Source organism: Kutzneria kofuensis, from assembly GCF_014203355.1.
GTDB classification, from domain to species: domain Bacteria; phylum Actinomycetota; class Actinomycetes; order Mycobacteriales; family Pseudonocardiaceae; genus Kutzneria; species Kutzneria kofuensis.
Genome location: NZ_JACHIR010000001.1, coordinates 2,070,114 through 2,094,233, shown reverse-complemented (window position 1 = coordinate 2,094,233; position 24,120 = coordinate 2,070,114). Strand labels below are relative to the sequence as shown.

Sequence of the window (24,120 nt, the reverse complement as noted above, 5' to 3'; positions counted from 1 at the left end):
GAACCTATACCCTGAGGTGGTGTTCGACTGGGTCGCCGACACCTGGGACGGGATCGAGCTGTGGGTCGCCCAGCTCTGGTTCCCGGTGCAGTTCGCCCTGGTCATGGTGGTCCTGCTGCCGATTCTGCGCGCGGTGGCGTGGCTGATCGAACGCGTCGTGGACCGGCTGGCCGCGTGGCTGGCGCCGCGGTACCGGGCCGAGCCGACGCTGTGGGGCATCGAGGAGAAGGAACGGGCCGCCGAAGCGGGTTCCCGCCGGCCTTCGTAGGCTCAGCGGCGTGACACCGCGCCGACGCATCACCATCGCCCTGGTCGGCCTGATCGTGCTCGTGCTGGCCGGCTGGCTGATCAGGGACCTGTCCAGCGGGTCGGGCGCAACCGCGCCGACCACCACCTCCGCGTCCGCGAGCGCCACCGTGCCGGGGGCGTCGTCCGGTCTGCCGGTCAAGACGCTGTCGTCGCTGCCGAAGGAGGCCGCCGACACCTGGAAGCTGATCCAGAAGGGCGGCCCTTTCCCGTACCCGCGCAACGACGGTGTGGTGTTCCACAACAACGGGAACCTGCTGCCGCGCAACAAGGACGGCTACTACCACGAGTACACCGTGGACACGCCGGGCGCGAAGAACCGGGCCACCCGGCGGCTGATCACCGGCTCCCAACGTGAGCTGTACTACACCGACGACCACTACGACTCGTTCGTGGTGGTGGATCCGACACGATGAGCGGCATGCGGCACGTACTGGACGGCACCGGTCTGCACGACCGGGGTTCCGCACTGGACGGCATCGCGGCGGCGCTGTCGTTCCCCGACTACTTCGGCCGCAACCTGGACGCGCTGCGCGACTGCCTGCTCGACCTGTCCTGGCTGCCCGCCGGCGAACACGTTCTCGTCTGGCGGCACCACGAGGTGCTGCGCGGCGACGACCCGACCGCGTACGAGCGGATCGTCGCCGTCCTCGACCAGGCCGTCGAGGAGAACCCCGAGTTCCGCTATCAGTTGTCCTGAGGAACCCAGCTCGGCTTGCGCTTCTGCACGAACGCGGCGATGCCCTCCTGGCCCTCCTCGCCGGCGAAGTGCTTGGCGGACAGCTCCAACATGTCCGTGAAGTCCTGTTCCATGTCGCCGGTGCGGGGCTCGCGCAGCATCTCCTTGGTCGCCGCCAAGGCGTTCGGCGCGCCCAGCGCCAACATCTTCGTGTAGCGGTCCACCTCGGCGTCCAAACCGTCCGCCGGCACAGAGGCGTTGATCAGGCCGATCCGGACCGCCCGCTCCGCGTCGAACGTCTCGCCCGTGAGGAACAGCTCGTGCGCCGCCCGTGGCAGCAACCGCGGCAGCACCGTCACCGAGATCACCGCCGGCACCACGCCGATGCGCACCTCGGAGAACGCGAACGTGGCCGTCTCCGACGCGACCGCGATGTCACATGCCGCCACCATGCCCACGCCGCCCGCCCGCGCCGGGCCCGCCAGCTTCGCCACCACCGGCTTCGGGCTGGTCCACAGCTGCTCCAGGATCGCCGGGAACTCGTTGACCCCCTGCTGCTCGGTGCTCGCCCCGCCGGCCTCCTTCAGGTCCATGCCCGCGCAGAACACCGTGCCCGTGTGCGCCAGCACGACCACCCGCACCGCGTCGTCCGCGATCGCGGCCGTCAGGTGGTCCCGCAGCTCGCGCCGCAACTGGGCGGACAGCGCGTTCCGGTTGTGCGGGGAGTCCAGAGTGATCGTCGCGATGCCTCGCTGCACCGCGTAGTGCACCAGCTCGTCAGCCATGGCCCGCACTCTATGCGGGGTGGCGGCCGACCCGCTCGGCCGGCCGCCACCCATGGTCAGCGCACCTCGACCTCGCCGAGCTGCATGTAGTAGTTGCCGAACTGGTCGGCCTTGAACCCACTGCCGGTTACCTTGACGGCGCTGAAGTTCGTGGCGGGGAAGGTGAGCCGCCGTGCGCCCCCGGCGCTGGCGATTGGCATGCCGGACCCGTTGGCCAGCTGAGTCCAGGTCTTGCCGCCATCGGTCGAGCCTTCGACGGTGAACGTGCTGGGGAAGCCGACACTGCCGTCCGGCACGTCAGCCCGCGGGTAGAGGTCGATGCTCGTCATCGGGAACCCGCCGATATCACTGACCTCGATCCATTCGCTGCGGTCGGCAGGGCCACCGCCGCTGGTCCAGCCGTCGCGGCCGGTGCCGTTAGCCGACCGCACGCCGTCCACGGCATAGTTCGCGCTCCACCCTGAAGATGGCACTTCCTGGGTGCTGGACGTGGTCACCGGCTTGCCGGTCGTGGTGTTGGCGCCGTACACGGCGACCTCCGCCAGCTGCATGCGGTACTGACCGTTCGGGTCGGTGCTTAGGTTCGTCCCGGTGATTCGCAGGGCACCTGCGCTGGCACCGCCGAATGAGGTAGCCAAGGAGAACTCCAGCGGCGCGGCGCTGGTCGGCTTCGGGAACCCTGCTTCGGTAAAGATCTTCGTCCACCTAGCGTCCGGGCTCGTTGGGTCGTCGAGGGTGGTGTCGACGGTGAAGTCGACCGGGAACCCGGTGCCGACGTTGGAGCCGTCACCGCGTGGGTAGAGCACCAACTTGCGCACGTTCAGCGCACCGGCCAGATCGACCGTCAGCGACTCGGTGTGGTTTTTGTCCAGGCTCGAGTCGCTGCTCCACGCGGTCGAGGACGAGCCGTCGACGAGGTTCTTCGCGCTCCAGCCGTCCGCCTCGTAGCTGCTGGACGCGGTCACCGGCTTCTGAATCGCCAGGTCGGGGTCAGGCACGCGCGGGGTGTTCTGCCGGATCCAGTCGGCGATGTCGTCGGTCCTGGTCGCCGTGCTGCCCGAGCGGGTCTCGGTTTCGCCGAGGCAGCCGTGCTGCCAAGACGTGCTGTGGATGCCGACCAGTTCGAGATTGACGCCGACCTGGCGCACCAGCGGTCCGCCGGCCCAGCCCTTGCACGTGTCATGACCGTTGACGGCGGCAGTGCTGACCGTGGTCGGGCTGACACCGCTCACCGTGAAGCTGGCGTTCTCGCCGTTGTCCGGTACCCACTCCGTCGCGGTGCGCCCGTAGCCGTCGGCCCGTACACCCTCGCCGACGACCGGTGTTGTCGTGGCCAGTGCCATCGGGGGCACCTGCCCGACGGGCACCTCGAGCTTGGCCAGCGCGAGGTCACGGTCGGAACGGATGACCAGGTTGACGATCTTCACCGTCTCTTTGTAGAAGACCGCGCTGGCGGCCTTGGTCGGAGCGCCGCCCGTCGGGTTCTCCGGGAAGCAGCTCGCGGCCGTGAGCACCCACTGGTTGGACACCAACACGCCGTTGCAGGCCCGACCATCCATGGTGATTTTGGTGAACGACAAGTCCCAGGCTGGACCGGGAATGGGACCGGCGTGTGCGCTCGGGGCCAGCAGGCTCATCGCTGCCGTGGCACTGACAAGCGCAGCGGCGAGTCTTCGATAGCGCATGGTGAATGCTTCTTTCGCTGTCATGAGGAAGCCTTGAGTTCGAGCAGGGTGGCGGCGTGCGAATCGGCACCAACGCCGATGCCGGTCCAGCGGTTCTTGTCCACGTTAACCGTGCTGCTCTGGCCATCGACCGACACCTTGGCCTGGACGTTGTGGCTGTCGCCCTTGACCTGGTAAGCGTCGGTCAGCTCGAGCTTGAGGTCCCCGGAAGCTCCGTTCACCTTGAAGCAGTAGTGCCCCGGGTCGTTGCTGTGGTCGGTAAGGCTGGACGCGTGCACCTCGATCAAGGTGGCCACATTGACGCAGTCAACCAGCAGTAGGTGTCCGTCACCACTGATCAGTTTGATGCCGCGGTCGGCGAGAATCTTGTCCGCGCCGGGGTAACTGAAGTCTTCTACGAGAGACGGTTGCCCATCCGCTGATTGCGCCGACTGTCTGGCCGCAGTGCTGGCGCTGATCGACACGGCGACTGCGGTGCCAGCTACCGCTATGGCGAGTAGTGCTCTGGATATGGCTCGCATCGTGCGAAATCCACCCCTGTTCGGTGTTGTCGAGGCACAACGCGACAGCGCTGGGTGAATCTCGGCCGACGCGCGCCCCCTCATCTGCGACGACGGGTCGAGACGCTAGCGGCAGGAATGGTTACCGTCAAGAACTCCCCGATCACGCAGCGTTGGGCTACCATCCCCACGGGGGTGGGGGATCGATGTTCGAAGTCTTCGCATTCGCTGTGTCCGCGATCCGTTGCCACGCCTTGACTTCAGCCGCGTTGCATCGGAGGAAACGAGCAGCATGAGACGACTGTTATCCGCAACCGCCACAACGGTCGCTGTCGCGGTGATGATCGGCACAGCGACCGTTCCCACGGCCGTGGCAGACACGCCGTCGACAAGCGAGCGCCAGCAGCTGATCAAGCTGGTCACCGGAGGCGACTCGATCGTCGCGAGCGCTGCCGAGGCCGCGCTGTGCGGCACCGACGCCGACGTGCACACCTTCCTGACCAGTCAGCTGGTGATCATGCAGGAGACCCAGGACCGGGTCACCGTGCAGCGCATGCTGAACAGCGGCGGTCCGGCCACGCAGGCCGCGGCCAACACCGCGCTCAGCGGCAGCATCGCCGACGTGCGAGCGTTCCTCACCACCGGCTGGCGGCAGCCGTGGAACGACGACGTGCGGATCCAGATCACCCGACTGCTGTCCGCCGCCACCGGCCCGGTGGTGAAGCAGACGGCCAACGCCGCGCTCAACGGCACGATCGACGACCAGCTGGCGTACCTCGGCACGGGGTGGCAGCAGGCGCAGGACAACGACGACCGGATCTCGGTGCAGCTGCTGGTCAACAACGGCGGCCCGAACGTCAAACTGGCCGGCAACCAGGCGCTGTCCTCGTCCATCGAGGACGTCCGGCAGTTCCTGCGCAACGGCTTCCAGGTCGCGCAACAGCGTGACGAGGAAACCGCGACCATCGCTCAGCTCGTCGCGCTGACGCAGAGCGCGCAGGCCCGGTCGGCGACCGCGTCCCAGGCCGCGAAGGACGCCGCCGCGCAGGCCATCGCCGCGGCCGCGGCCGCCAAGGCATCCGCTCAGGAAGCCGCCTCGCAAGCTCAGCAGGCGAACAAATCCGCGGCACAGGCGGCCGACGCCGCGTCACGCGCTGCCAGCGCGGCCAAGCGCGCCGCACAGGCCGCCCAGACCGCGATCAGCTCCGCGCAGGCGGCGACCAATGCCGCGCGTGAGGCGTCCAACGCGGCCAGCCAGGCCGCGTGGGCGGCGTCGATGGCCGGGCAGGCCGCGGCCAACGCCCGCACCGCCGCGGCGAATGTCGCCACCGGTAAGGCCACGGCCGAAACCGCCAGCAACGCCGCCAAGGCGGCCCGTGACGCGGCGGCCGGCGCACGCTCCGTCGCGGACGCCATCCAGCACGCCATCGACGCGTCGAAGCAGGTCGCTACGGCCGCGCAGGCGGCGGCACAGGCGGCGAGCGATGCCGCTGCCGCAGCCTCGGCATCGCGTGACGCGGGAAACTACGCCAGTCAGGCCGGCGCGAGTTCCGACGCGGCGGCCGCTGCGGCCGATCGTGCGCAGCGCAACGCCGACGAAGCCAAGCGGGCCGCCGGCTCAGCGACGGCGCTGGCCAACGAGGCTGCCAACGATGCGGCACAGGCACGGCAGGCGGCGCTCGACGCCGCCGCGCATGCCGACGCCGCCGCGGCGGCAGCCGACGACGCAGCCAAGCACGCCGGTGAGGCCGACGGGGCAACGGCGCGGGCCGACGCAGCCGCGCAGGAGGCGGACAACGCGGCGACCGACGCGCAGAACGCCGCCGACCAGGCGAAGAGCACCGCCGACCTGGCCCGCCGGGCCGACGCCGAGCGGCTCGCCGAGCAGCAGTCGCAGGGCATGCGCGACGCCGCCGACGCCCTGCAGGACGAGCGCGACAAGGTGGCCACGACGTCGTGGCAGGTCGGCACGCCCGAGCAGGTCGACCAGCAGACCCAGGCGCTGCTGACCGAGGCCCGCAACCCGGCGACCGCGCCGGACGTGGCCGCCAGTGACGGCCGCCGGGCCGCTGATCGCCTGTGGCACAACGCCGGTCCGCAGGTCCGGGTGGCGGCCATCAACGCTCTGGGCGGCAGCTCCGCCGACCTGACGACGTTCGTGCAGACGGGTCTGGCCGCCGCGATCGAGCGGGACGACCGGTTCAGCCTGTCGATCGAGGCCGGTGCCTCGTTGGTGCCGGCGCAGCGAGACGCCGCCCGTGCCGTCGAGTCCGGCACGTACGACCAGGTCAAGCAGTTCCTGGTGACGCGGGCGTATCCGGGCAAGGCCGACGATGACCGGATCGCCGTGCAGAAGATTCTCAACACCGGCGGCCCGATCACGCAGTCGGCCGCGAACCGGGCGCTGTCCGGGACACCGGACGATGTCGCGCAGTTCCTGGCGACCGGCCGGCTCAAGGCTGCCGAGGACGATGACCGCGCTGCGGTGCAGGTGGTCCTGAACAACGGCGGACCTGAGGTGAAGGCGGCGGCCAATGCCGCGCTGTCCGGGCCGTGGTCGTACGTGCAGCAGTTCCTCAAGGTCGGTCAGTACCAGGCGCAGCTGCGCGACGCCGACGCCGCCCAGCACGTCGCGCAGATCAACGGTTACCTGGCCGACGCCGCGCAGGCGGCGGCCAACGCCAAGGTCAACGCGGCGGAGGCGCACGAGGCCGCGGCGCAGGCGCACCAGGCCGACGACCAGGCCCACTACTGGGCCGACCAGGCCGCGCAGTCCGCCACGGCCGCAGGTAATGCCGCGGCAGACGCGAAAAAGTCCGCTGACGCGGCGCAGGCGTCGGCCAACGACGCGGCCGTGTCCGCTCAGCAGGCCCGCGACGCCGCAGCCGCCGCACAGGGCAGCGCCAATGCCGCCCGCAACTCTGCGGCCGCCGCGGCGCAGTCCGCCGCTCAGGCCAACGAGTTCGCGGCCCAGGCCCAGGCCTCCGCCCAGCAGGCGGCCGCCGACGCCTTGGCCGCCGGCAAGGCCGCTGCCGACGCGGCCGCCGCCGCCAACGACGCATGGAACATCGCGTACCAGAAACGGGACACCAACGCCGCCCAGCAGGCCGTGACCTCGATGCAGGGCACACTGCAGAAGCTGCGCGACCAGGCGGCCGCCGCCGTCGCCAACCATCCCGAGCTACAGCCGCTGGTCGACACCCTCAACCAGCTGCTCAGCATGATGGACACGATGGCGCACGCCACCGCGGACTACATCCGCGACCACGCCGGCGAGCTGTTGGCGCTGATGCAGCACCTGATCGAGGTCGGTGGCGGCCTCGGGCTCGCGCTGTCCGGCGTGGGCATGATCGCCGGCGGCCTCGCCGCCTGCGGCGCGGACGTCACGACCGGCATGGCGATCGGCGGTACCGCCACCATCGAGACCGGTCCCGGGACGCTGGCCGGGGCTGCGGTGGGCGGTCTCGGTGGCCTGCTCGTGTGCGTCTTCGCCGGTGGCGGGGCCATCGCTGGTGGCATCGCGGCGATCCTGAACGGCCTGAGCATGGCCATGTCCGGGATCGAGGGCGCGGCCGACGACGTGTCGAAGCTGGCCAAGAACAAGGGGGCACTCGAAGGTCGGACGAAGGTCGAGGTCTTTACCAAGCCGGGCAGCGGTCGTGACCCCATCACCGATTTCGACCACATCGAGAACGGCATCCTGTGGGAGGACAAGACCGCGGTCTCGGCCGGGAACCCGAAGATCCCCGGTGACATCGGGGATCCTGGCGCTTGGACGAAGAAGCAGGTCACGGACAAGCTCGAGGCGTATCTTTACGGTCGTGCCAACGGCTATCTGAAGGATGGCAGCCCTGTGCCGGACGAGTACAAGAACTGCCCGATCGGTCTGCGGATGGAGACGCCGGGCGTGCAACCCGAGCTGCGTACGGCCATCGAGACCGCGATCGACGCCTTCCGCGCGGCACACCCTGATGTCACAGTCCTGTTGGAGTTCAAGTAATGAGTGTCAGCTTCCAGCTCCGGGATGCGCCGGACAACCTGTGGAACCCGGCCAGCGGTGTCGGGCGCACTTACCTCGGCGTCGCCCGGCTGATCGAGGCCGAGAACCCGGAGTTTCCCGCGCTGGACACCTGGCTGAGCGTCTGGACCAGTGACGACTACTGGATCGACCCGGCGGGTCTGGCCGGCTGGCTCCGGGTGGTCCTCGACAGCTCGGTCGTCGGGCACACGCAGTACCTCCGCCTGACTCGCGGTTTCCTCGAGATCAGCCTGGGCATGTTGTTCCGGGCGGGTGGCGACATCGAGGCCGCCAACTCGGACCAGGCCGAGTTGATCGCGGTCGGCCGGGAGTTGGCCCGGACGCTGGTTCGCTGAGGACGTTGTCCACTGGTCCCGCCAGTGGATGATCGCTGCGCTGGGGCGGCGCATGCGCCGCCCCAGCCGCTGCGCGCGCGAGCGGCAGGGGCAAGAAGTGAAGCCTAGGATTTCAGTCCGCATGGAGGTCACGCGCTGGTACTGTCTCGCCGTCAAGGGGGAGTCACGGGGGTACACGCCCCCACGCGTCCTCCTCCTTGGTCGGGGTTCACGTACAGCGTGTTCCAGGGAGGAATGCATGTCAGACACAGACGCCGGCAGATCCTCTGCCGGGTCACCGTGGCGTCGCCGGCTACAGGCGGCGACCATCGCGGCAGTCAGTCTCACGGTCGTCGCGACGCCGCTGGCGTCGGCGCAGACCACTCAGGCGGGCCTGGTCCCGCAGGCCGTCGGCAAGGTGCCGGCCATCCCGCACGGTGCGGTCGCGGCGGCGGCGCCCGCATCCGACGCCAAGCTCAACCTCTCGGTGGCTCTGGCCCCGCGCGACCAGGCCGCGCTGGACGCCTTCGTCCAGCAGGTCTCGGACCCGAAGTCCCCGCAGTACAAGCACTACCTCGGCAAGGGGCAGTTCGGGGGCGTCTTCGGCGCGACCAAGCAGACCATCGACGCCGTCACCAAGGCGCTGAAGGACGCGGGCCTGAACCCGGGTCCGGCCACGCCGGACGGCCTGAGCATCCCGGTCACCGCGACGGCGGCTGAGGTTCACTCGGCGCTGGGCGTGGACTTCGCCGGCTACAAGCTGTCGGACGGCCGGACCACGTTCGCCAACACGTCGGCGCCGAAGCTGCCGGCGTCGGTCGCGTCCTCGGTGACGGGCGTGCTGGGCCTGAACAACCTGGTCAAGGTCGCGCCCAGCCACACCAAGCCGCAGGGGCCGGCCCACGCGGCGGCGAATCCCAGTGCGACACGGCCCAACACCGTCACCCCGGGCCTCTGTCAGGATGTCGCTCAGGCCGCTGCAGGCGCAGGCTGGACTGACACTCAAACGTTCTGGCAGCCCGGCTCGCTGTCCCAGTCCTACGGCTACAACACCGCGCAGCTGTACACGCAGTACGGCGACAACGGAAACGGCGTGACGGTCGCGCTCTTCGAACTCGAGGACTTCGACTGGCAGGACATCGTCGACTTCCAGCGGTGCATGAACGCGCACGCCAACGTGAACAAGATCGTTGTCAACCCGCAGAAGCCGCCGACACGGCCGGTCGTGCACACCGACGACGACCAGACCGGCCTCGAGTCGGCGCTGGACATCGAGTACGTGAACGGCATCGCACCGGGCGCCACGGTCAACGTCTACCAGGGGCCGGACTGGCAGGACGCCACTAGCGCCGACGCGACCGCCGTCTACCAGCGGATGGTGAACGACGACACTGCGCAGGTGATCTCCACCAGTTGGGGCACCTGCGAGTACAACGTGCAGGCGTTCGACCCGGGCCGGATCACCGCCGAGAAGGCGATCTTCCAGCAGGCGGCCGCCCAGGGACAGACGGTGCTCGCGGCCGCGGGCGACACGGGTTCCAGCGACTGCTACCACGGCACCGGCTCGACCAACGGCAGTGTGCTCAGCGTTGACGACCCGGCGGGTCAGCCTTATGTGACCGCCGTCGGCGGCACGCGGATGTTCGGCACCAACGGCGTCGAGACCGTGTGGAACACGGGCAACGGTGCCACTGGTGGCGGTGTCTCGGCCGTGCAGTCCCTTTCGGGTGCGGGCAACTACCAGGCCAACGTCAGTGGCCCCGGCTACAGCTGCGCCAGGACCGACGGTTCGACGTGCCGGCAGGTTCCGGACGTGGCCGCGTTGGCTTCGGCCGACACGAGGTATCTCGTTTCGTTCGGTGAGTTCACGCCGCCGGGCCAGACCCAGCCCGAGACCGACTGGTGGCTGGTGGGCGGCACGAGCGGTGCCACCCCGGTGTGGGCCGCGATCATCGCGCTGGCCAACAGCAGCCACGCCTGCGCCGCGACGGGTCCGGTCGGATTCGCGAACCCGGCGCTGTACGCCGCGCCGCAGGGCACTTTCCGTGACGTCACCACCGGCAACAACTTCATGTCCGTGTCCGGCAACACGTCCGGGCTGTACAACGCGGGCGTGGGTTATGACCTGACCACCGGCCTTGGTACGCCGCGTGCGCCGCAGGTCGTCGAGGCGGTCTGCAACGCGAAGGCGGGGCCGGCGGGTAGCGCGTACACCCCGGTGGCGCCGGCGCGGCTGATGGACACCCGCACGGACGGCACGACGCTGCACTCGAACGGCACTCGCCAGCTGAAGGTGGCGGGCCTGGGTGGCGTGCCGGCGACGGGTGCGACCGCGGTGGTGCTGAACGTGACGGTGACGAACCCGTCGGCCAGCAGCTTCCTGACGGTGTACCCGGACGGGCAGCCGCGGCCGATCTCGTCGAACCTGAACTACACGGCGGGTGTGACGGTCCCGAACCTGGTGACGGTGCGGGTCGGTGACAACGGCATCGTCGACTTCTACAACCTCTCGGGCAACGTGGACGTGGTGGCGGACGTGTTCGGCTACTACTCGACGGACGGCGCGAGCCTGTACAAGGCGGCGGGCCCGGCCCGGCTGATGGACACCCGGGACAACGGCGGCGCGATCGGCGAGGGCCAGACCCGCACGCTGCCGATCGAGGGCGCGGCCGGCATCCCGGCCTCGGGTGTCACGGCGGTCGTGCTGAACGTGACGGCGACCAACCCGAACGCGGGCAGCTTCCTGACGGTCTACCCGGGCGGCACGGCCGCGCCGCAGTCGTCGAACCTGAACTACTCGCCGGGCCAGACCATCGCCAACCTGGTGACGGTCCCGGTGGGCACGGACGGCTCGGTGGCCTTCCTCAACCACTACGGCAGTGTCGACGTGATCGCGGACGTGTTCGGCTACTACACCAACAGCGGTGACGGCCTGCACTTCCACCCGACGGCCCCGGCCCGGCTGGCCGACAGCCGCACGGGCGCCGGCCTGATCAACAACAACGGCGTGCCGATCGGTCCGGGCGCCGTGACGCAGGTGGCGATCCAGAACGTCAACGGCGCGGCGGGCAACAACGGCCCGCTGGGCACGGCCGGCGCGCTGGCGCTGAACGTGACGGCGACGAACCCGACGGCCAGCAGCTTCATCACGGTCTACGGGTCGAGCATGCAGCGGCCGTCCTCGTCGAACCTGAACTTCACTCCGGGTCTGACGATTCCGAACTCCGTGGTCGTGCCGACCAACGGCGGCGCGATCAACCTGTACAACTTCCAGGGTTCGGTGGACGTGGTGGTCGACCTGTTCGGCTACTTCGCCTGACACACAACTGAAAAACTGAAAAAGCGTGTGCCCGGCCTCCGCACGATGGCCGGGCACACGCGTTTTTCGGACTCCGTCAGCCGATCGTGGTGCTGGTCAGCGTCGGGGCCGGGTTCGGGTAGCACGCGGTCGGCGCGTCGACGGGGAAGCCGAAGACCGACACGGTGGTGGTGAACTTCAGGCCGGCGTCGGTGTAGCTGGTGCCGGCCAGCGTGGTGGTGATGGCGCCGGAGTCACCGGCGGTCAGGTTGAGCGTCAGCGCCGGCAGTTGGAACTGCGCGCCGCCGGCGATGGGGCCGGTCACCGAGGTGACGATGTTGTTGCCCACCTGGGCGGCGGACGCGGTGCCGATGCCGGAGCCGCCGGACAGGCTGAACGACACCAGGGTCGCGTTCGCCGGGATCGGCACGGCCAGCGTCAGGTTCTTGACGGACTTGACGGTGAACGCGCCGGCCGAGGTCGGCACGGTGTTGACCTGGGGGGCGAGCGTGATGGACAGCGAGCCGCCGGGCGCCACCGTCGCGGGCGCGGTGGAGTCGACGTTCTGGGACAGGCTCGTGTTGGTCGTCTGCCCGGCCGCCTTGCCCTGGCAGGAGTAGTTCACAGACTGGGTGTCGGCCGAGGCTACACCGGCCAGCCCCAGCAGTGGCACGATCGCCAGGGCCGCACCGGCCAGCAGGCGTGAGCTGGTCTTGATCACGGGGGAGCCACCTCGCTGTGGTCGCAGGGACAACGTAAACGTGTTCGCGCTCACAGCGTTACTCGCGGGTAACAGGCCGACAAGGGTTAACCGTTCACAGCGAAACCCGTTGTCGCAGAAGACAAGTCACGATATCGGCGTTGGCGGCGCCGAACAACGCTCAGGCTGAGCGTACGCCGACCGCGCCCATCGCTGCCGCCGAATAGCGGTGCAGCACCAGTTCCGCCACATCGATGTCGGCGCCGAGAGGCTGAGCGATCGTCACATCAGGCGCGGCCGATCGGGCCTGAGCGATGACCCGGTCGGGTAGTAGACCCGGGGCCAGGAACCAGGATCCGAGCGCGATCCGCTTCGCGCCGGCCTCCCGCAGGCGCGAGATCGCCGTAGCCACACCGGGTTCGGCCGCCGCGGCGAAAGCGGCCGTCACGCCGGCCCAGCCGGAGCCGCGGGCCCAGCGCCGCGCGACCTTGTGCACCAACGCATTCGCCGGCGCGTGGGATGATCCCGCCGCGGCCAGAACGATGCCGACCTCCGGGTCGTCATGGCGTACACCGGCGGCGGCCAATCGGCGCAGCGCGGCCGACTCCAGCCGCGGATCCGGGCCGAGCACGTCCGCGATGCGAATGGACAGCCGCGGGTGCCGCGCGGCTGCCGGCACGTCAACCTTTGCGTGGTAAGCACTTCCGAGCAGCAGCGGCACCACGACCGCCTCCCGGTGACCGTCCCACGCCACCGCGGACAGCACGTCGCCCAGCCGCGGCGCGGAGAGGTCGAGGAACGCCGCCCGCACGTCCAGGCCGGGCCGCAGCGCCCGCACCACGTCCAGCAACTCGTGCACGGTCGCGGCCGAACGGGGGTCGCGGCTGCCGTGGGCGACGGCGATCAGCGGTGTCACGGTCAGAAGGCTCCGCTCAGTCCACGCGCTCGCAGCACCGAGCGCTCCAGCGGCCGGAACACCAGCAGTTCGATGCCGATGCCCACGAGCAGGATCAGGAAGATGGCGGCGATCACGGTCGGCATGTCGCTGAGGTTGCGGCCGTCCTCCAGGAACGCGCCGAGCCCCTTGCCCAGCTGCGGCGACACGGCGATGATCTCCGCCGCCATCAGCGACCGCCAGGAGAAGGCCCAGCCCTGCTTCAGGCCGGCCAGGTAGCCCGGCAGCGCGGCCGGCAGCAGGATGTGCCGGGCCGAGGCCAGCCGGGACGCGCCCAGCACGGTGCCCACGCGCGGCAGGATCGGCGGGATCTGGTCGATGCCGGCCACCAGGCCGTTGGCGATCGACGGCACGGAACCCATCAGCACCACGAAGTACACCGTCGACGGCGTCACGCCGAACCACAGCACCGCGGCCGGCACCCACGCCACCGACGGCAGGCTCTGCAGGCCCGACAGCAGCGGCCCGATCGCCGCCCGCACGACCCGCACCTTGGCCACGACCAGGCCGAGCGGCGTGCCGATCAGCACGCCGGCGGCGAAGCCGAGGACCGCGCGGTGCACGGAGTTCCACAGCACCTCGAACGCCTGCCCGGACTGCAGGTTCTCGACGATGACCTGCCACACCGCGGCCGGCGCGGGCAGCTGGTACTCGGGCCAGAAGGCGGCGGCCCACAGCGCCTGCCACACCACGAGCAGCAGCACGACGGCGATGACGGGCGGGGCCACGACCGACACCGCCCGCCGCCAGCTCCACCGGTGCCGCTCGCTCGGCGTGTCCAGCGCGTCCAGGCCCGCCTCGACCGCCGCGACGGACTCGTCGACGACGTCAGGCTGCGGCATGGCTGCTGATCACCTCGCGCAGGCTCGTGTTGATCTCGTCGACGGCGGTCGCCTCCGCGGCGGCGGTCAGTCCGTCCACCTGCCACTCGCGCACCACCCGGCCGGGCCGCGAGGACAGCAGCACCACACGCTGCCCCAGCCGGACCGCCTCACGCACGTCGTGCGTCACGAACAGCACGGCGGTGTTGGTGGCCCGCCACACCCGCAGCAACTCGCCCTGCAGCACGTCCCGGGTGATCGCGTCCAGCGCGGAGAACGGCTCGTCCATCAGCAGCAGCGCCGGCGAACCGTCCTGCGAGCCCTGCACCGCGGACGCCAGCGCGCGAGCCAACGCCACCCGCTGCCGCATGCCGCCGGACAGCTCGTGCGGCCGCTTGTCGCCGAGACCGGCCAGCCGCACCAACTCCAGCAGCTCGCCGGCGCGCTCCCGGCGCGCCGCCCGCCGCATGCCGCCGAACCGCAGCGCCAGCTCCACGTTGCGGGACGCCGTCAGCCACGGCATCAGCGCGGCCTCCTGGAACATCACCGCCGGCCGGGAGGTGCTCAGCGTGATGTCGCCCGCCGTCGGCCGGTCCAGGCCGGCGACCAGGTTGAGCAGCGTCGTCTTGCCGCAGCCGGACGCGCCGAGCAGGCACACGAACTCGCCCGGCGCGACCGACAGGTCCACCCCCTCCAGCGCGGAGACGGCCGACCGGCCGGCGCCGAAGCTCTTGTGCACGCCGGTCAGTCGCACGGCAGTGGTCATGGCGGAGGTCTCCAGCGTCGCGGTCATGTCCTCGCCTGCCTTAGTCGGTCCGGGTCACTTCTGGTCGAGTCCGGCGGCGTCGGCCGCCGGCTTGCCCGCCGCCTGCAACACCTTGTTCAGCAGCGTGAGGTCGGCGAAACCCTTCACTTCGGGCGCCGACTTGGCCACGCCCGCGGTCACCTGGTCCTTGGCCAGCTGCGGGAACCGCGCCGCCAGCGGGTCGGTGGTGAGCGAGATCTGGCCCCACGAGTCGTCGATCACGTTCTGCGCCAACGCCTTGCCGGTCAGCTTCTTCAGCTGGGCGTTGACCGCGGCCTCGGCGTCGGCCTTGTTCGACGACGCCCAGTCGACCGCGTCCAGCTCACCCTTGATCAACGCCTGCACGGTGGCCGGGTGCTGCTGCAGGAACTCGGTGCGCACGATCAGCACCGTGGTCGGGAACTTGCCGTCCGGCCACTGCGAGCGCTCGTCGAGCAGCACCTTGGCGCCGCCCTCGATGACCAGCCGGGACGACCACGGCGCGGGAGCCCAGGCCGCGTCGATGCTGCCCTTCTTGAACAGGTCGAGGGTGGTGGCGTTGTCGGCGTTGGTCACCTTCACGTCGGTCGGCCCGTCGCCGGCCTTGAGATCGTTGGCGGCCAGCCACTTCTTCAGCGCGATGTCCTGCGTGTTGGCCAGCTGCGGGGTGGCGATCGTCTTGCCCTTGAGGTCGGCCGCCGAGTTGATGCCGTTGCGGACGACCAGCTGCGCGCCGCCGGAGGTGGCCCCGGCGACCAGCCGCACGCCCTGCCCCTCGGACTTGGCGAAGGCGTTGATGGCCGGGCCGGAGCCGATGAACGCGGCGTCCAGCGACTTGCCCAGCAGCGCGCCGACCTCGTCCGGCCCGGCGTTGTACTGCTGCGTGGACAGCTTGGTGGCGCCCAGTTCCTTGGCGAAGAAGCCCTTCTCCAGACCGATCAGCGCGGCCGCGTGCGTGACGTTGGGGAAGTAGCCGAGGTGCACCTCGGTGGCCGGCCCCTGGTCGGCGGCGGCCGGCGCGGGGGTGTCGCTGCCGCCGGCCCGCGAGCAGGCGGAGACGAGAGCTAACGCGGAGATTCCGGCGATCAGGGCGAGGGCTCTGCGCTGCATGGGGTTGCCTCTTTCAGGGGCCGGGGGAGACGAGGTCCTGGGCGGCCGGATCGGCCTCGGTCAGTTCGGGCTGGTCCAACTGGGACAGCGGCGCGCCGACGAGTCCACCGGCGAGCGTGCTGCCGTCGGCGGGGTCGATCACCAGGAACGCCCCGGTGCGGCGGCTGTCCGCATAGTCATCGATCGGCAGCTGCTCCGCGCTACGCACCACGACACGACCGATATCGTTCAGTGACAATGACTCTGGTCCGTCCACGCTGGACAGTGTCTGCTCGTCGAAACGGGACCGCAGCTCGGTCACCAGCGCCTGCACCGTGCGCGCGCCGTGCTTGACCAGCACCCGCGCGCCGGGTCGCAGCGGCTTGTCGCCGAGCCAGCACAGCGTCGCGTCGAACTCGTCGGACAGCCGCGGCGGCGCCGACGCGGCGGCGATCAGGTCGCCGCGCGAGATGTCCACATCGTCGGCCAGCAACAACGTCACGGACTCGCCGGACTCCGCCGACTGTTTCGGTCCGTGCGGCGAGTCGATCCCGGTGACCGTGGTGGAGATGCCCGAGGGCAGCACCACGACCTCGTCGCCGACGCTGACCTTGCCGGCGGCGATCTGGCCGGCGTAGCCGCGGTAGTCCGGGAACTCGGCGGTGCGCGGGCGGATCACGTACTGCACCGGGAACCGGAACGGAGCGTCCTCGGCGTCCGCGTGCACCGGCACGTTCTCCAGGTGCTCCAACAGGGTCGGGCCGTCGTACCACGGCGTCTGGTCGCTGCGGTCCACCACGTTGTCGCCGACCAGCGCCGACACCGGGATGGTCACCACGTTCGACTCGGGGTAGCCCAGCTCGGTGGCGTGCGCGGTGAACTCCTTGGCGATACGGCGATACGTCTGCTCGTCGTAGCCGACCAGGTCGATCTTGTTCACCGCCAGCACCAGCTGCGGCACGCCGAGCAGCGCCAGCACGGCCGCGTGCCGGCGGGTCTGCTCCACCACGCCGTTGCGGGCGTCGACCAACAGCACGCCCAGCTGCGCGGTGGACGCGCCGGTGACGGTGTTGCGGGTGTACTGGACGTGCCCAGGCGTGTCGGCGAGCACGAAGGACCGCTTCGGCGTGGCGAAGTACCGGTAGGCCACGTCGATGGTGATGCCCTGCTCCCGCTCCGAGCGCAGTCCGTCCACCAGCAGCGACAGGTCCGGAGTGGACAGTCCGCGGTCGGCGGACGCCCGGTGCACCGCGTCCAGTGTGTCGGCCAGCACCGACTTGGTGTCGTACAGCAGTCGACCGACCAGAGTGGACTTTCCGTCGTCGACGCTCCCCGCGGTGGCCAACCTCAGCAACTGGCTCATTAGAAGTAGCCCTCCCGCTTCCGGTCCTCCATGGCGGCCTCGGACATCCGGTCGTCGGCGCGGGTCGCGCCGCGCTCGGTCAGCCGCGACGCGGCGACCTCCGCGATGACGTCGGCAATGGTGGCGGCGGTGGACTCCACGGCCCCGGTGCACGAGCCGTCGCCCACGGTGCGGTACCGAACCGTCTTGCGCACCAACGTCTCCCCGTCCCGAGGGCCACCCCACGGACCCTCGGCGAGCCACATGCCGTCGCGCAGGTACACCTCGCGCTCGTGGGCGTAGTAGATCTGCGGGAGCTCGATGTTCTCGCGCTCGATGTAGTGCCAGACGTCCAGCTCGGTCCAGTTGGACAGCGGGAACACCCGCACGTGCTCGCCCGGACGGTGCCGGCCGTTGTACAGGTTCCACAGCTCCGGCCGCTGCCGGCGCGGCTCCCACTGGCCGAAGGCGTTGCGCAGGCTGAAGATGCGCTCCTTGGCCCGGGCCCGCTCCTCGTCGCGGCGGCCGCCGCCGAACACCGCGTCGAACTTGTGCGCGGTGATGGAGTCCAGCAGCGGCACCGTCTGCAGCGGGTTGCGGGTGCCGTCCGGGCGCTCCTGGAGCCGGCCGTCGTCGATCCACTCCTGCACGGCCGCGACCTCAAGCCGCAGCCCGTGCTCGGCCACGACCTTGTCCCGGAACTCGATGACCTCCGGGAAGTTGTGGCCGGTGTCCACGTGCAGCAGCGCGAACGGCACCGGCGCCGGCCAGAACGCCTTGATCGCCAGGTGTAGCAGCAGCGTCGAGTCCTTGCCGCCGGAGAACAGGATCACCGGCCGGTCGAACTCGCCCGCCACCTCACGGAAGATGTGGATCGCCTCGGACTCCAGGGCGTCCAGGTTGTCGGCGATGGCCAGGGTTTCAGCCATGCAGACCACACTCCGTCTTCGACCGGCCGGCCCAGCGGCCGCTGCGCGGATCCGCGCCCGGCAGCGGCTTGGCCGTGCACGGGGCGCAGCCGATGGACAGATATCCCTCGCTCACCAACGGGTTCTCCAGAATGCCGTGATCGGCGATGTAGGCGTTGAACTCGTCGTCGCTCCACGGCGCGATCGGGTTGACCTTGACCAGCCCGTTGCGCTCGTCCCACTGCACGATCGGGGTGTTGGCCCGGGTCGGCGCGTCCACCCGGCGCACGCCGGTCACCCAGGCGTCATAGCGCGCCAGGGTCTGCCGCAGCGGCACCACCTTGCGCAGGAAGCAGCAGCGGTCCGGCGCGGTCTGGTTGAGCAGCCCGAACTCCGCCTCCTGGTCGGCGACGGACTGCTCGGCCTGGGCGTTGACGATGTTCAGCTTCGGGTAGACGGTGGCGACCGCGTCCCGGGTGCCGATGGTCTCCGGGAAGTGGTAGCCGGTCTCCAGGAACAGCACGTCCACGTCCGGCTTCACCTGCGCCGCCAGGTCGATCAGCACCGCGTCCTGCATGTTGGACGCGACGATCCACGACTCGCCGAAGTTCGCCGCCGTCCAGGCCAGCGCCTCGGCCGCGGTCGCGTCGGCCAGCTCCGCCGACGCCTTCTCGGCGAACTCCCTCAGATCCGCGCTCACTTCGTCACCACCAGTCCGACGAACTTCACGGTGAACACCCGGCAGCACGAGGCGCAGCGCCACGCCGCGTGCGGCTCCTCCTCGGGACGCAGGTCCTCGTCCCCGCAGTACGGGCAGTAGAACGGCACAGCCCGCTCACTCATCGCAGATCCGCCTCCTCGGCGCGGGCCGCCCACTGGGCGAACCGCTCGCCGTCGGCGCGCTGCTCGACGAAGCGGCGCACCACCCGCTCCACGTAGTCGTTCAGCTCGGCCGCGGAAACCTTGTGGCCGCGCAGCTTCCGGCCGAAACCGGAGTCGAGGCCGAGGCCGCCGCCCAGGTGCACCTGGTAGCCCTCGCCCTGGTTGCCGTCCGCGTCCGTGACGATCTGGCCCTTCAGGCCGATGTCCGCGGTCTGGATCCGGGCGCAGGAGTTGGGGCAGCCGTTGATGTGCACCGTCACCGGCGTCTCCAGCTGCGCGTTCAGGTCGGCCAGCCGGTCCTCCAGCGCCGCGATCAGGTCGGCCGCGCGGCGCTTCGTCTCGACGATCGCCAGCTTGCAGAACTCGATGCCGGTGCAGGCCAGTGTGGACCGCCGCCACGGCGACGGGTTGACCTGCAGGCCCTGCTTCTCCAGGTCCGTGGTCAGCGACTCCACCTCGGCCGCGGGAACGTCCAGCACCAGCAGCTTCTGCAGCGGCGTCAGGCGAACCCGGCCCGAGCCGGCGCGCTCGGCGGCCTTGGCCACCTCCACCAGCGTCGAGCCGGAAACACGGCCGGCGATCGGGGCGCCGCCGACGAAGAACCTGCCGTCCTTCTGCTCGTGCACGCCGACGTGGTCGTCCGGCGCGGCCTGCGCCACCGGCGCCGGGCCGTCGACCAGCGGCCGCTTCAGGTACTCGGTCTCCAGCACCTCGCGGAACCGCTCCGGGCCCCAGTCCGCCACCAGGAACTTGATGCGGGCGCGGTGGCGCAGCCGGCGGTAGCCGTAGTCGCGGAAGATGCTCACGATGCCCGCCCAGACCTCGGGCACCTCGTCGAGGGGAACCCAGGCGCCCAGGCGCTTGGCCAGCATCGGGTTGGTGGACAGGCCGCCGCCGACCCACACGTCGAAGCCCGGCCCGTGCTCGGGGTGGTCGACGCCGACGAACGCGACGTCGTTGATCTCGTGCACGATGTCCTGCATGCCCGAGATGGCCGTCTTGAACTTGCGGGGCAGGTTGGAGAAGGCCGGGTCGCCGATGTAGCGGCGGTAGATCTCGTCCACCGCCCAGCTGCCGTCGATGATCTCGTCACGGTGGATGCCGGCGACCGGGGAGCCCAGGATCACGCGCGGGCAGTCGCCGCACGCCTCCGTGGTGGACAGGCCCACCGCCTCCAGCTTCTGCCAGATGGTGGGTACGTCCTCGATGCGGACCCAGTGCAGCTGGATGTTCTGCCGGTCGGTGATGTCCGCGGTGTCCCGCGCGTACAGCTCGCTGATCTCGCCGATCACCCGCAGCTGCTCGGTGGTGAGCGCGCCGCCGTCGACCCGGACCCGCATCATGAAGTAGCGGTCGTCCAGCTCCTCCGGCTCGAGCACGGCCGTGCGGCCGCCGTCGATGCCCGGCTTGCGCTGCGTGTACAGGCCGTACCAGCGGAACCGGCCCCGCAGGTCGGCGGGGTCGATGGAGTCGAAGCCGCCGTGCGCGTAGATGTTCTCGATCCGCGCCCGGACGTTCAGCGGGTTGTCGTCCTTCTTGCTGCGCTCGTTCGGGTTGAGCGGCTCGCGGTAGCCAAGGGCCCACTGCCCCTCGCCCCGGCGTGCGTGACCGCGCTTCGGGGGTGCTGCTGGGGGGACCATGCTGGCGTCCTCCGGGGTTCGGGGCGCTGGGCACGCGCAACGAAGTCCCTGGTGTGGTGGGGGACGCTTCGCCGGCGTGACCCGCGCCGGCGAGATCGTGCGAACGGCTACGGGCTACCTGACGGAAAGCCCGCACATCGCGCTGGAGACACGCTGGAAGTCGACGTGGCGGCGGACCACCAGGCGAAGTTCCAGCGCAGACATGTTTCCTAGCGTGCCACGCGTCCACGGTGTGGTCCACCGCCAACCGGATGGTGGGACGTGGTTCACGAAGCCCCTGGTGAGGTGCTATACAGCGGGTTCCGACATATGACCGCAGGTGACGCGGTGATCGCGCTGCGTCGTCGGGGAGACTGGGGGTGTGCCCTCAGCTCTTCCCGTAGCCGATCCCGCCCCCGCCGACGGGGCGCTGCCGTCGTCCGCCCTGCGTGGACTCGGCAGCCGTCCGTTCGGCGTGTACGTGCATGTCCCGTTCTGCGCGGTGCGCTGCGGCTACTGTGACTTCAACACCTACACGCCGGGAGAGCTCGGGTCTTCCGCCTCACCCCAGAGCTGGCTGGACGGCCTGCGCCGGGAGTTGGACCTCGCCGCCGCCGTCCTGGGCGCCGCTCCCTCAGCCGACACCGTCTTCGTCGGCGGTGGCACCCCTTCGCTGCTCGGCGCCGACGGTCTCGCGTCCGTTCTCGACGCCGTCCGTGCGTCCTTCGGGTTGTCTTCGGGTGCCGAGGTGACGACGGAGTCCAACCCGGAATCCACCTCTCCCGAGTTCTTCGCCGCGATCCGTGACGCCGGTTACACCCGCGTGTCCCTCGGCATGCAGTCCGCCGCCCCGCACGTGCTGGCCGTGCTCGACCGCAAGCACACCTCCGGCCGTCCCGTCGCCGCCGCCCGCGAGGCCTTCGCCGCCGGCTTCTCCCACGTGAACCTGGATCTCATCTACGGCACGCCGGGGGAGCGGCCCGCCGACCTCCAGGCGTCTCTGGACGCCGTCCTGTCCGCCGGGGTCGACCACGTGTCCGCCTACGCGTTGATCGTCGAGGACGGCACGGCGCTGGCCCGGCGGGTCACCCGTGGCGAGCTCCCCGCCCCCGACGACGACGTGCTCGCTTCGTACTACGAGATGGTCGACGCCGCCCTGGAGTCCGCCGGGCTGCGTTGGTACGAGGTCTCCAACTGGGCGTCGTCGGTCGAAGCCCAGTGCCGGCACAACATCATCTACTGGCAGGGCGGCGACTGGTGGGGCGCCGGTCCCGGGGCCCACAGCCACGTCGGCGGCGTTCGGTGGTGGAACGTCAAACACCCCGCCAAGTACGCCGCCGAGCTGGCCGCCGGCCGCTCACCCGCCGCCGGCCGGGAGACCCTGACTTCCGAGGACCGCCGCGTCGAACGGGTCCTGTTGGAACTCCGCCTCTCCTCCGGCCTCCCCGTCGAGGCCCTTGACCCCGCCGGCCTGGCCGCCGCTTCCACTTGCGCCGCCGACGGCCTCCTCGACCCCGCCGCCCTGTCCGCCGGCCGCTGCGTCCTCACCCCCCGCGGCCGCCTGCTCGCCGACGCCGTAGTCCACCGCCTGCTGCCGTAACCCCGATTTGGTCACAGCGCCAGCGCGTTGCGGAGGGCCTGGTTGACCTGGAGCATCGTGGCCTGCCGGAGTGCCCCCATGTCGCGCGTCACCTCATCCCGATAAACCGTCACGAGGTCGTCGCACAGGATCCGCCCTGTCCACGGCGCATCCGCCGCTTCCAACTCGACGATCGTGTCCAGCGTCGGCTTCGGCGATGTGGTGAGCCGCACGGCGAGGAAGCTGTCCAGCACGTGGTTGCGCTGGTTGTTGGACACCGCGAGGTAGTACTTCTCCGGCAGGTCGCCGAGCTCCGCCCCGTACACGCGGCCCCGGACGATGCGCGAGACGCCGCCGTGGGTGCGGGTCACTCGTCACCCCAGTCGGCCATCTGCCGGCGCCGTGCGGTGCGGATCTCCGCCTCGTCATCGGCGTCCCGCGACGCCAGCAGCTCGCGGTAGCCGTCCTCGCGCGCCCGTTCCCGTACGGCGTCGATGCCGACGACCAGCAACGCGTGCAGCACCGCCGCCTTCGAGTCCCCGACCTCGTCGGACAGCTGCTCGAGTGCCCGCCGCTCCAGGCTGGAGCTCTGCAGCAGGCGTTCCAGAACGGCGAGGTCGTCGTCGGTGAGCGGGATGCTCTCCCGTCGTGCCGCAGTTGACATGGCATGATTATGCCGCACATTCTGCTGCACGCATGACGTACTATGTGAGCTGCGAAGTCGGCGACAGGTGACCCCTGAGCCCACCCCGCTCCGTAAACTTGTCGTGAGCACTTGTCGACAGGCCCGGAGGTGACGCCGCGTGAACGCTGATGAGCGCCGCTTCGAGGTGTTGCGTGCGATCGTCGCGGACTACGTCTCCAATCAGGAGCCGGTGGGGTCGAAGGCGCTGGTCGAGCGGCACAACCTGGGTGTGTCGAGCGCGACGGTGCGCAACGACATGGCGGCGCTGGAGGAGGACGGCTACATCACGCAGCCGCACACGAGCGCGGGCCGGGTGCCCACGGACAAGGGGTACCGGCTGTTCGTGGACCGGATCAGCGAGGTGAAGCCGCTGTCGACGGCGGAGCGCCGGGCGATCCAGAGCTTCCTGGAGGGCGCGGTCGATCTGGACGACGTGCTCAGGCGCAGCGTCCGGCTGCTGGCCCAGCTGACCCGCCAGGTGGCGGTGATCCAGTACCCGACGCTGACCCGCTCGACGGTCCGGCACCTGGAGGTCGTGCAGCTCACACCGGCCCGCCTGATGCTGGTGCTGATCACCGACGCGGGCCGGGTGGACCAGCGCATGGTGGACCTGGGCGACGTGATCGACGACGAGGGCACGGCGCAGATCCGGGCCCTGCTGAACGCGGCGATGGGCGGCCAGCGGCTGACGGAGGCCTCGGCCCGGGTGGCGGAGCTGCCGGCGCAGGTGCCGGCTGAGCTGCGCAACGCGATGCTGCGGGTGTCGACGGTGTTGGTGGAGACACTGGTGGAACACCCGGAGGAGCGCCTGCTGCTGGGCGGCACGGCGAACCTGACGCGTAACGTGGCGGACTTCCCGGGCTCGCTGCGCCAGGTGCTGGAGGCCCTGGAGGAGCAGGTGGTGGTGTTGCGCCTGCTGGCGGCGGTCAGCGACCCGGGCACGGTGACGGTCCGCATCGGCGGCGAGAACGAGGCCGAGGACCTGCGCAGCACCTCCGTGGTCTCGATCGGCTACGGCGGTAAGGGAACATTGCTCGGGGGTATGGGCGTTGTGGGGCCGACGAGGATGGACTACCCGGGCGCCATGGCGGCCGTGCACGCGGTGGCCAACTACGTGGGCGACATCCTGACCGGGCGCTAGCCCGACAGC

At 70.3% G+C, this 24,120-nt stretch carries 24 protein-coding genes; 8 read left to right on the top strand and 16 right to left on the bottom strand.

The annotated features are described in order from the left end of the window. Positions 1-19 precede the first annotated feature (19 nt). The 3 genes from BJ998_RS09570 to BJ998_RS09560 are packed head-to-tail and all read left to right on the top strand — an operon-like array spanning position 20 to position 1,006. A complete protein-coding gene (locus BJ998_RS09570; RefSeq protein WP_184869225.1) occupies positions 20-268 on the top strand; it encodes a hypothetical protein in 249 nt (82 codons plus the stop codon). A 10-nt stretch (positions 269-278) separates the two neighbouring features. After that, positions 279-722 carry a guanyl-specific ribonuclease gene (locus BJ998_RS09565; RefSeq protein ID WP_184860391.1) on the top strand — a complete coding sequence of 148 codons (444 nt, stop codon included), beginning with the start codon at positions 279-281 and terminating at the stop codon, positions 720-722. A gap of 5 nt (positions 723-727) precedes the next feature. After that, a complete protein-coding gene (locus tag BJ998_RS09560; protein WP_184860389.1) occupies positions 728-1,006 on the top strand; it encodes a barstar family protein in 279 nt (92 codons plus the stop codon). Here the strand turns inward: BJ998_RS09560 and BJ998_RS09555 are convergent. From BJ998_RS09555 to BJ998_RS09545, 3 genes are all read right to left on the bottom strand, one after another. Further along, a complete protein-coding gene (locus BJ998_RS09555; RefSeq protein WP_184860387.1) occupies positions 994-1,770 on the bottom strand; it encodes an enoyl-CoA hydratase family protein in 777 nt (258 codons plus the stop codon). The genes BJ998_RS09560 and BJ998_RS09555 overlap by 13 nt on opposite strands. Positions 1,771-1,826: 56 nt before the next feature. Then, positions 1,827-3,329, bottom strand: coding sequence for a discoidin domain-containing protein (locus BJ998_RS09550; protein ID WP_184860385.1), 1,503 nt, complete (start codon positions 3,327-3,329; stop codon positions 1,827-1,829). A gap of 146 nt (positions 3,330-3,475) precedes the next feature. Continuing rightward, complete coding sequence (locus BJ998_RS09545) at positions 3,476-3,919, bottom strand: hypothetical protein (protein ID WP_184860383.1); 444 nt, start codon at positions 3,917-3,919, stop codon at positions 3,476-3,478. 406 nt (positions 3,920-4,325) lie between these two features. On the opposite strand from BJ998_RS09545, the gene BJ998_RS09540 reads away from it, so the two are divergent. The 3 genes from BJ998_RS09540 to BJ998_RS09530 all read left to right on the top strand — a co-directional run bounded on the left by BJ998_RS09540 (position 4,326) and on the right by BJ998_RS09530 (position 11,627). Beyond that, complete coding sequence (locus BJ998_RS09540) at positions 4,326-7,955, top strand: ALF repeat-containing protein (RefSeq protein ID WP_184860381.1); 3,630 nt, start codon at positions 4,326-4,328, stop codon at positions 7,953-7,955. Continuing rightward, a complete protein-coding gene (locus tag BJ998_RS09535) occupies positions 7,955-8,329 on the top strand; it encodes a DUF6086 family protein (RefSeq protein WP_184860379.1) in 375 nt (124 codons plus the stop codon). The genes BJ998_RS09540 and BJ998_RS09535 overlap by 1 nt, the downstream gene beginning before the upstream one ends. Before the next feature lie 238 nt (positions 8,330-8,567). Beyond that, complete coding sequence (locus BJ998_RS09530) at positions 8,568-11,627, top strand: S53 family peptidase (RefSeq protein ID WP_184860377.1); 3,060 nt, start codon at positions 8,568-8,570, stop codon at positions 11,625-11,627. 76 nt (positions 11,628-11,703) lie between these two features. Here BJ998_RS09530 and BJ998_RS09525 read toward each other — a convergent pair whose 3' ends face one another. From BJ998_RS09525 to BJ998_RS49110, 11 genes are all read right to left on the bottom strand, one after another. Further along, on the bottom strand, positions 11,704-12,327 hold the full coding sequence (locus BJ998_RS09525) for a cyclase (RefSeq protein ID WP_312890014.1): 624 nt from the start codon (positions 12,325-12,327) through the stop codon (positions 11,704-11,706). Positions 12,328-12,487: 160 nt separating this feature from the next. Next, entirely contained in the window at positions 12,488-13,222 is a 735-nt protein-coding gene (locus BJ998_RS09520; protein ID WP_184860375.1) for a sirohydrochlorin chelatase, read from the bottom strand. Positions 13,223-13,224: 2 nt separating this feature from the next. After that, complete coding sequence (locus BJ998_RS09515; protein WP_184860373.1) at positions 13,225-14,103, bottom strand: ABC transporter permease; 879 nt, start codon at positions 14,101-14,103, stop codon at positions 13,225-13,227. Continuing rightward, positions 14,090-14,875, bottom strand: coding sequence for an ABC transporter ATP-binding protein (locus BJ998_RS09510; protein ID WP_184860371.1), 786 nt, complete (start codon positions 14,873-14,875; stop codon positions 14,090-14,092). Before BJ998_RS09510 ends, BJ998_RS09515 begins: the two co-directional genes overlap by 14 nt. A gap of 27 nt (positions 14,876-14,902) precedes the next feature. Continuing rightward, a complete protein-coding gene (locus tag BJ998_RS09505; RefSeq protein ID WP_184860369.1) occupies positions 14,903-15,976 on the bottom strand; it encodes an ABC transporter substrate-binding protein in 1,074 nt (357 codons plus the stop codon). Positions 15,977-15,989: 13 nt separating this feature from the next. Continuing rightward, positions 15,990-17,318, bottom strand: coding sequence for a sulfate adenylyltransferase subunit 1 (locus BJ998_RS09500; RefSeq protein WP_184860367.1), 1,329 nt, complete (start codon positions 17,316-17,318; stop codon positions 15,990-15,992). Continuing rightward, positions 17,318-18,226 (bottom strand): sulfate adenylyltransferase subunit CysD, encoded by a 909-nt coding sequence (gene cysD / locus BJ998_RS09495; protein ID WP_184860365.1) that lies wholly within the window; start codon positions 18,224-18,226, stop codon positions 17,318-17,320. The genes BJ998_RS09500 and cysD overlap by 1 nt, the downstream gene beginning before the upstream one ends. Next, positions 18,219-18,905 (bottom strand): phosphoadenylyl-sulfate reductase, encoded by a 687-nt coding sequence (locus BJ998_RS09490; RefSeq protein ID WP_184860363.1) that lies wholly within the window; start codon positions 18,903-18,905, stop codon positions 18,219-18,221. The genes cysD and BJ998_RS09490 overlap by 8 nt, the downstream gene beginning before the upstream one ends. After that, on the bottom strand, positions 18,902-19,048 hold the full coding sequence (locus BJ998_RS09485; protein ID WP_184860361.1) for an Insertion element protein: 147 nt from the start codon (positions 19,046-19,048) through the stop codon (positions 18,902-18,904). The genes BJ998_RS09490 and BJ998_RS09485 overlap by 4 nt, the downstream gene beginning before the upstream one ends. Beyond that, positions 19,045-20,727, bottom strand: coding sequence for a nitrite/sulfite reductase (locus tag BJ998_RS09480; RefSeq protein WP_184860359.1), 1,683 nt, complete (start codon positions 20,725-20,727; stop codon positions 19,045-19,047). Before BJ998_RS09480 ends, BJ998_RS09485 begins: the two co-directional genes overlap by 4 nt. A 114-nt stretch (positions 20,728-20,841) precedes the next feature. Further along, positions 20,842-20,931: a putative leader peptide gene (locus BJ998_RS49110; RefSeq protein ID WP_312890013.1), complete on the bottom strand. Its 90-nt coding sequence runs from the start codon at positions 20,929-20,931 to the stop codon at positions 20,842-20,844. 157 nt (positions 20,932-21,088) lie between these two features. Here BJ998_RS49110 and hemW point away from each other — a divergent pair, with 157 nt between their 5' ends. Further along, positions 21,089-22,306, top strand: a complete 1,218-nt coding sequence (gene hemW / locus BJ998_RS09475) for a radical SAM family heme chaperone HemW (RefSeq protein ID WP_184860357.1) — start codon at positions 21,089-21,091, stop codon at positions 22,304-22,306. 11 nt (positions 22,307-22,317) lie between these two features. Here the strand turns inward: hemW and BJ998_RS47315 are convergent, their stop codons facing one another. After that, positions 22,318-22,656, bottom strand: a complete 339-nt coding sequence (locus BJ998_RS47315; RefSeq protein ID WP_184860355.1) for a type II toxin-antitoxin system PemK/MazF family toxin — start codon at positions 22,654-22,656, stop codon at positions 22,318-22,320. Further along, positions 22,653-22,949, bottom strand: coding sequence for a hypothetical protein (locus BJ998_RS09465; RefSeq protein ID WP_184860354.1), 297 nt, complete (start codon positions 22,947-22,949; stop codon positions 22,653-22,655). Before BJ998_RS09465 ends, BJ998_RS47315 begins: the two co-directional genes overlap by 4 nt. Before the next feature lie 139 nt (positions 22,950-23,088). Here BJ998_RS09465 and hrcA point away from each other — a divergent pair, with 139 nt between their 5' ends. Continuing rightward, complete coding sequence (gene hrcA, locus BJ998_RS09460; RefSeq protein ID WP_184860353.1) at positions 23,089-24,111, top strand: heat-inducible transcriptional repressor HrcA; 1,023 nt, start codon at positions 23,089-23,091, stop codon at positions 24,109-24,111. The last annotated feature ends 9 nt before the right edge of the window (positions 24,112-24,120 follow it).

Excerpts from the sequence above, each read along its gene's own strand:
- BJ998_RS09480 (WP_184860359.1), bottom strand. The coding sequence starts at position 20,727 with ATGGTCCCCCCAGCAGCACCCCCGAAGCGCGGTCACGCACGCCGGGGC.
- BJ998_RS09515 (WP_184860373.1), bottom strand. The coding sequence starts at position 14,103 with ATGCCGCAGCCTGACGTCGTCGACGAGTCCGTCGCGGCGGTCGAGGCG.
- BJ998_RS09555 (WP_184860387.1), bottom strand. The coding sequence starts at position 1,770 with ATGGCTGACGAGCTGGTGCACTACGCGGTGCAGCGAGGCATCGCGACG.
- BJ998_RS49110 (WP_312890013.1), bottom strand. The coding sequence starts at position 20,931 with ATGTCTGCGCTGGAACTTCGCCTGGTGGTCCGCCGCCACGTCGACTTC.
- BJ998_RS09550 (WP_184860385.1), bottom strand. The coding sequence starts at position 3,329 with ATGGATGGTCGGGCCTGCAACGGCGTGTTGGTGTCCAACCAGTGGGTG.
- BJ998_RS09465 (WP_184860354.1), bottom strand. The coding sequence starts at position 22,949 with ATGTCAACTGCGGCACGACGGGAGAGCATCCCGCTCACCGACGACGAC.
- BJ998_RS09510 (WP_184860371.1), bottom strand. The coding sequence starts at position 14,875 with ATGACCGCGACGCTGGAGACCTCCGCCATGACCACTGCCGTGCGACTG.
- BJ998_RS09535 (WP_184860379.1), top strand. The coding sequence starts at position 7,955 with ATGAGTGTCAGCTTCCAGCTCCGGGATGCGCCGGACAACCTGTGGAAC.
- BJ998_RS09505 (WP_184860369.1), bottom strand. The coding sequence starts at position 15,976 with ATGCAGCGCAGAGCCCTCGCCCTGATCGCCGGAATCTCCGCGTTAGCT.
- BJ998_RS09485 (WP_184860361.1), bottom strand. The coding sequence starts at position 19,048 with ATGAGTGAGCGGGCTGTGCCGTTCTACTGCCCGTACTGCGGGGACGAG.
- BJ998_RS09560 (WP_184860389.1), top strand. The coding sequence starts at position 728 with ATGCGGCACGTACTGGACGGCACCGGTCTGCACGACCGGGGTTCCGCA.
- cysD (WP_184860365.1), bottom strand. The coding sequence starts at position 18,226 with ATGGCTGAAACCCTGGCCATCGCCGACAACCTGGACGCCCTGGAGTCC.
- BJ998_RS09500 (WP_184860367.1), bottom strand. The coding sequence starts at position 17,318 with ATGAGCCAGTTGCTGAGGTTGGCCACCGCGGGGAGCGTCGACGACGGA.
- BJ998_RS09530 (WP_184860377.1), top strand. The coding sequence starts at position 8,568 with ATGTCAGACACAGACGCCGGCAGATCCTCTGCCGGGTCACCGTGGCGT.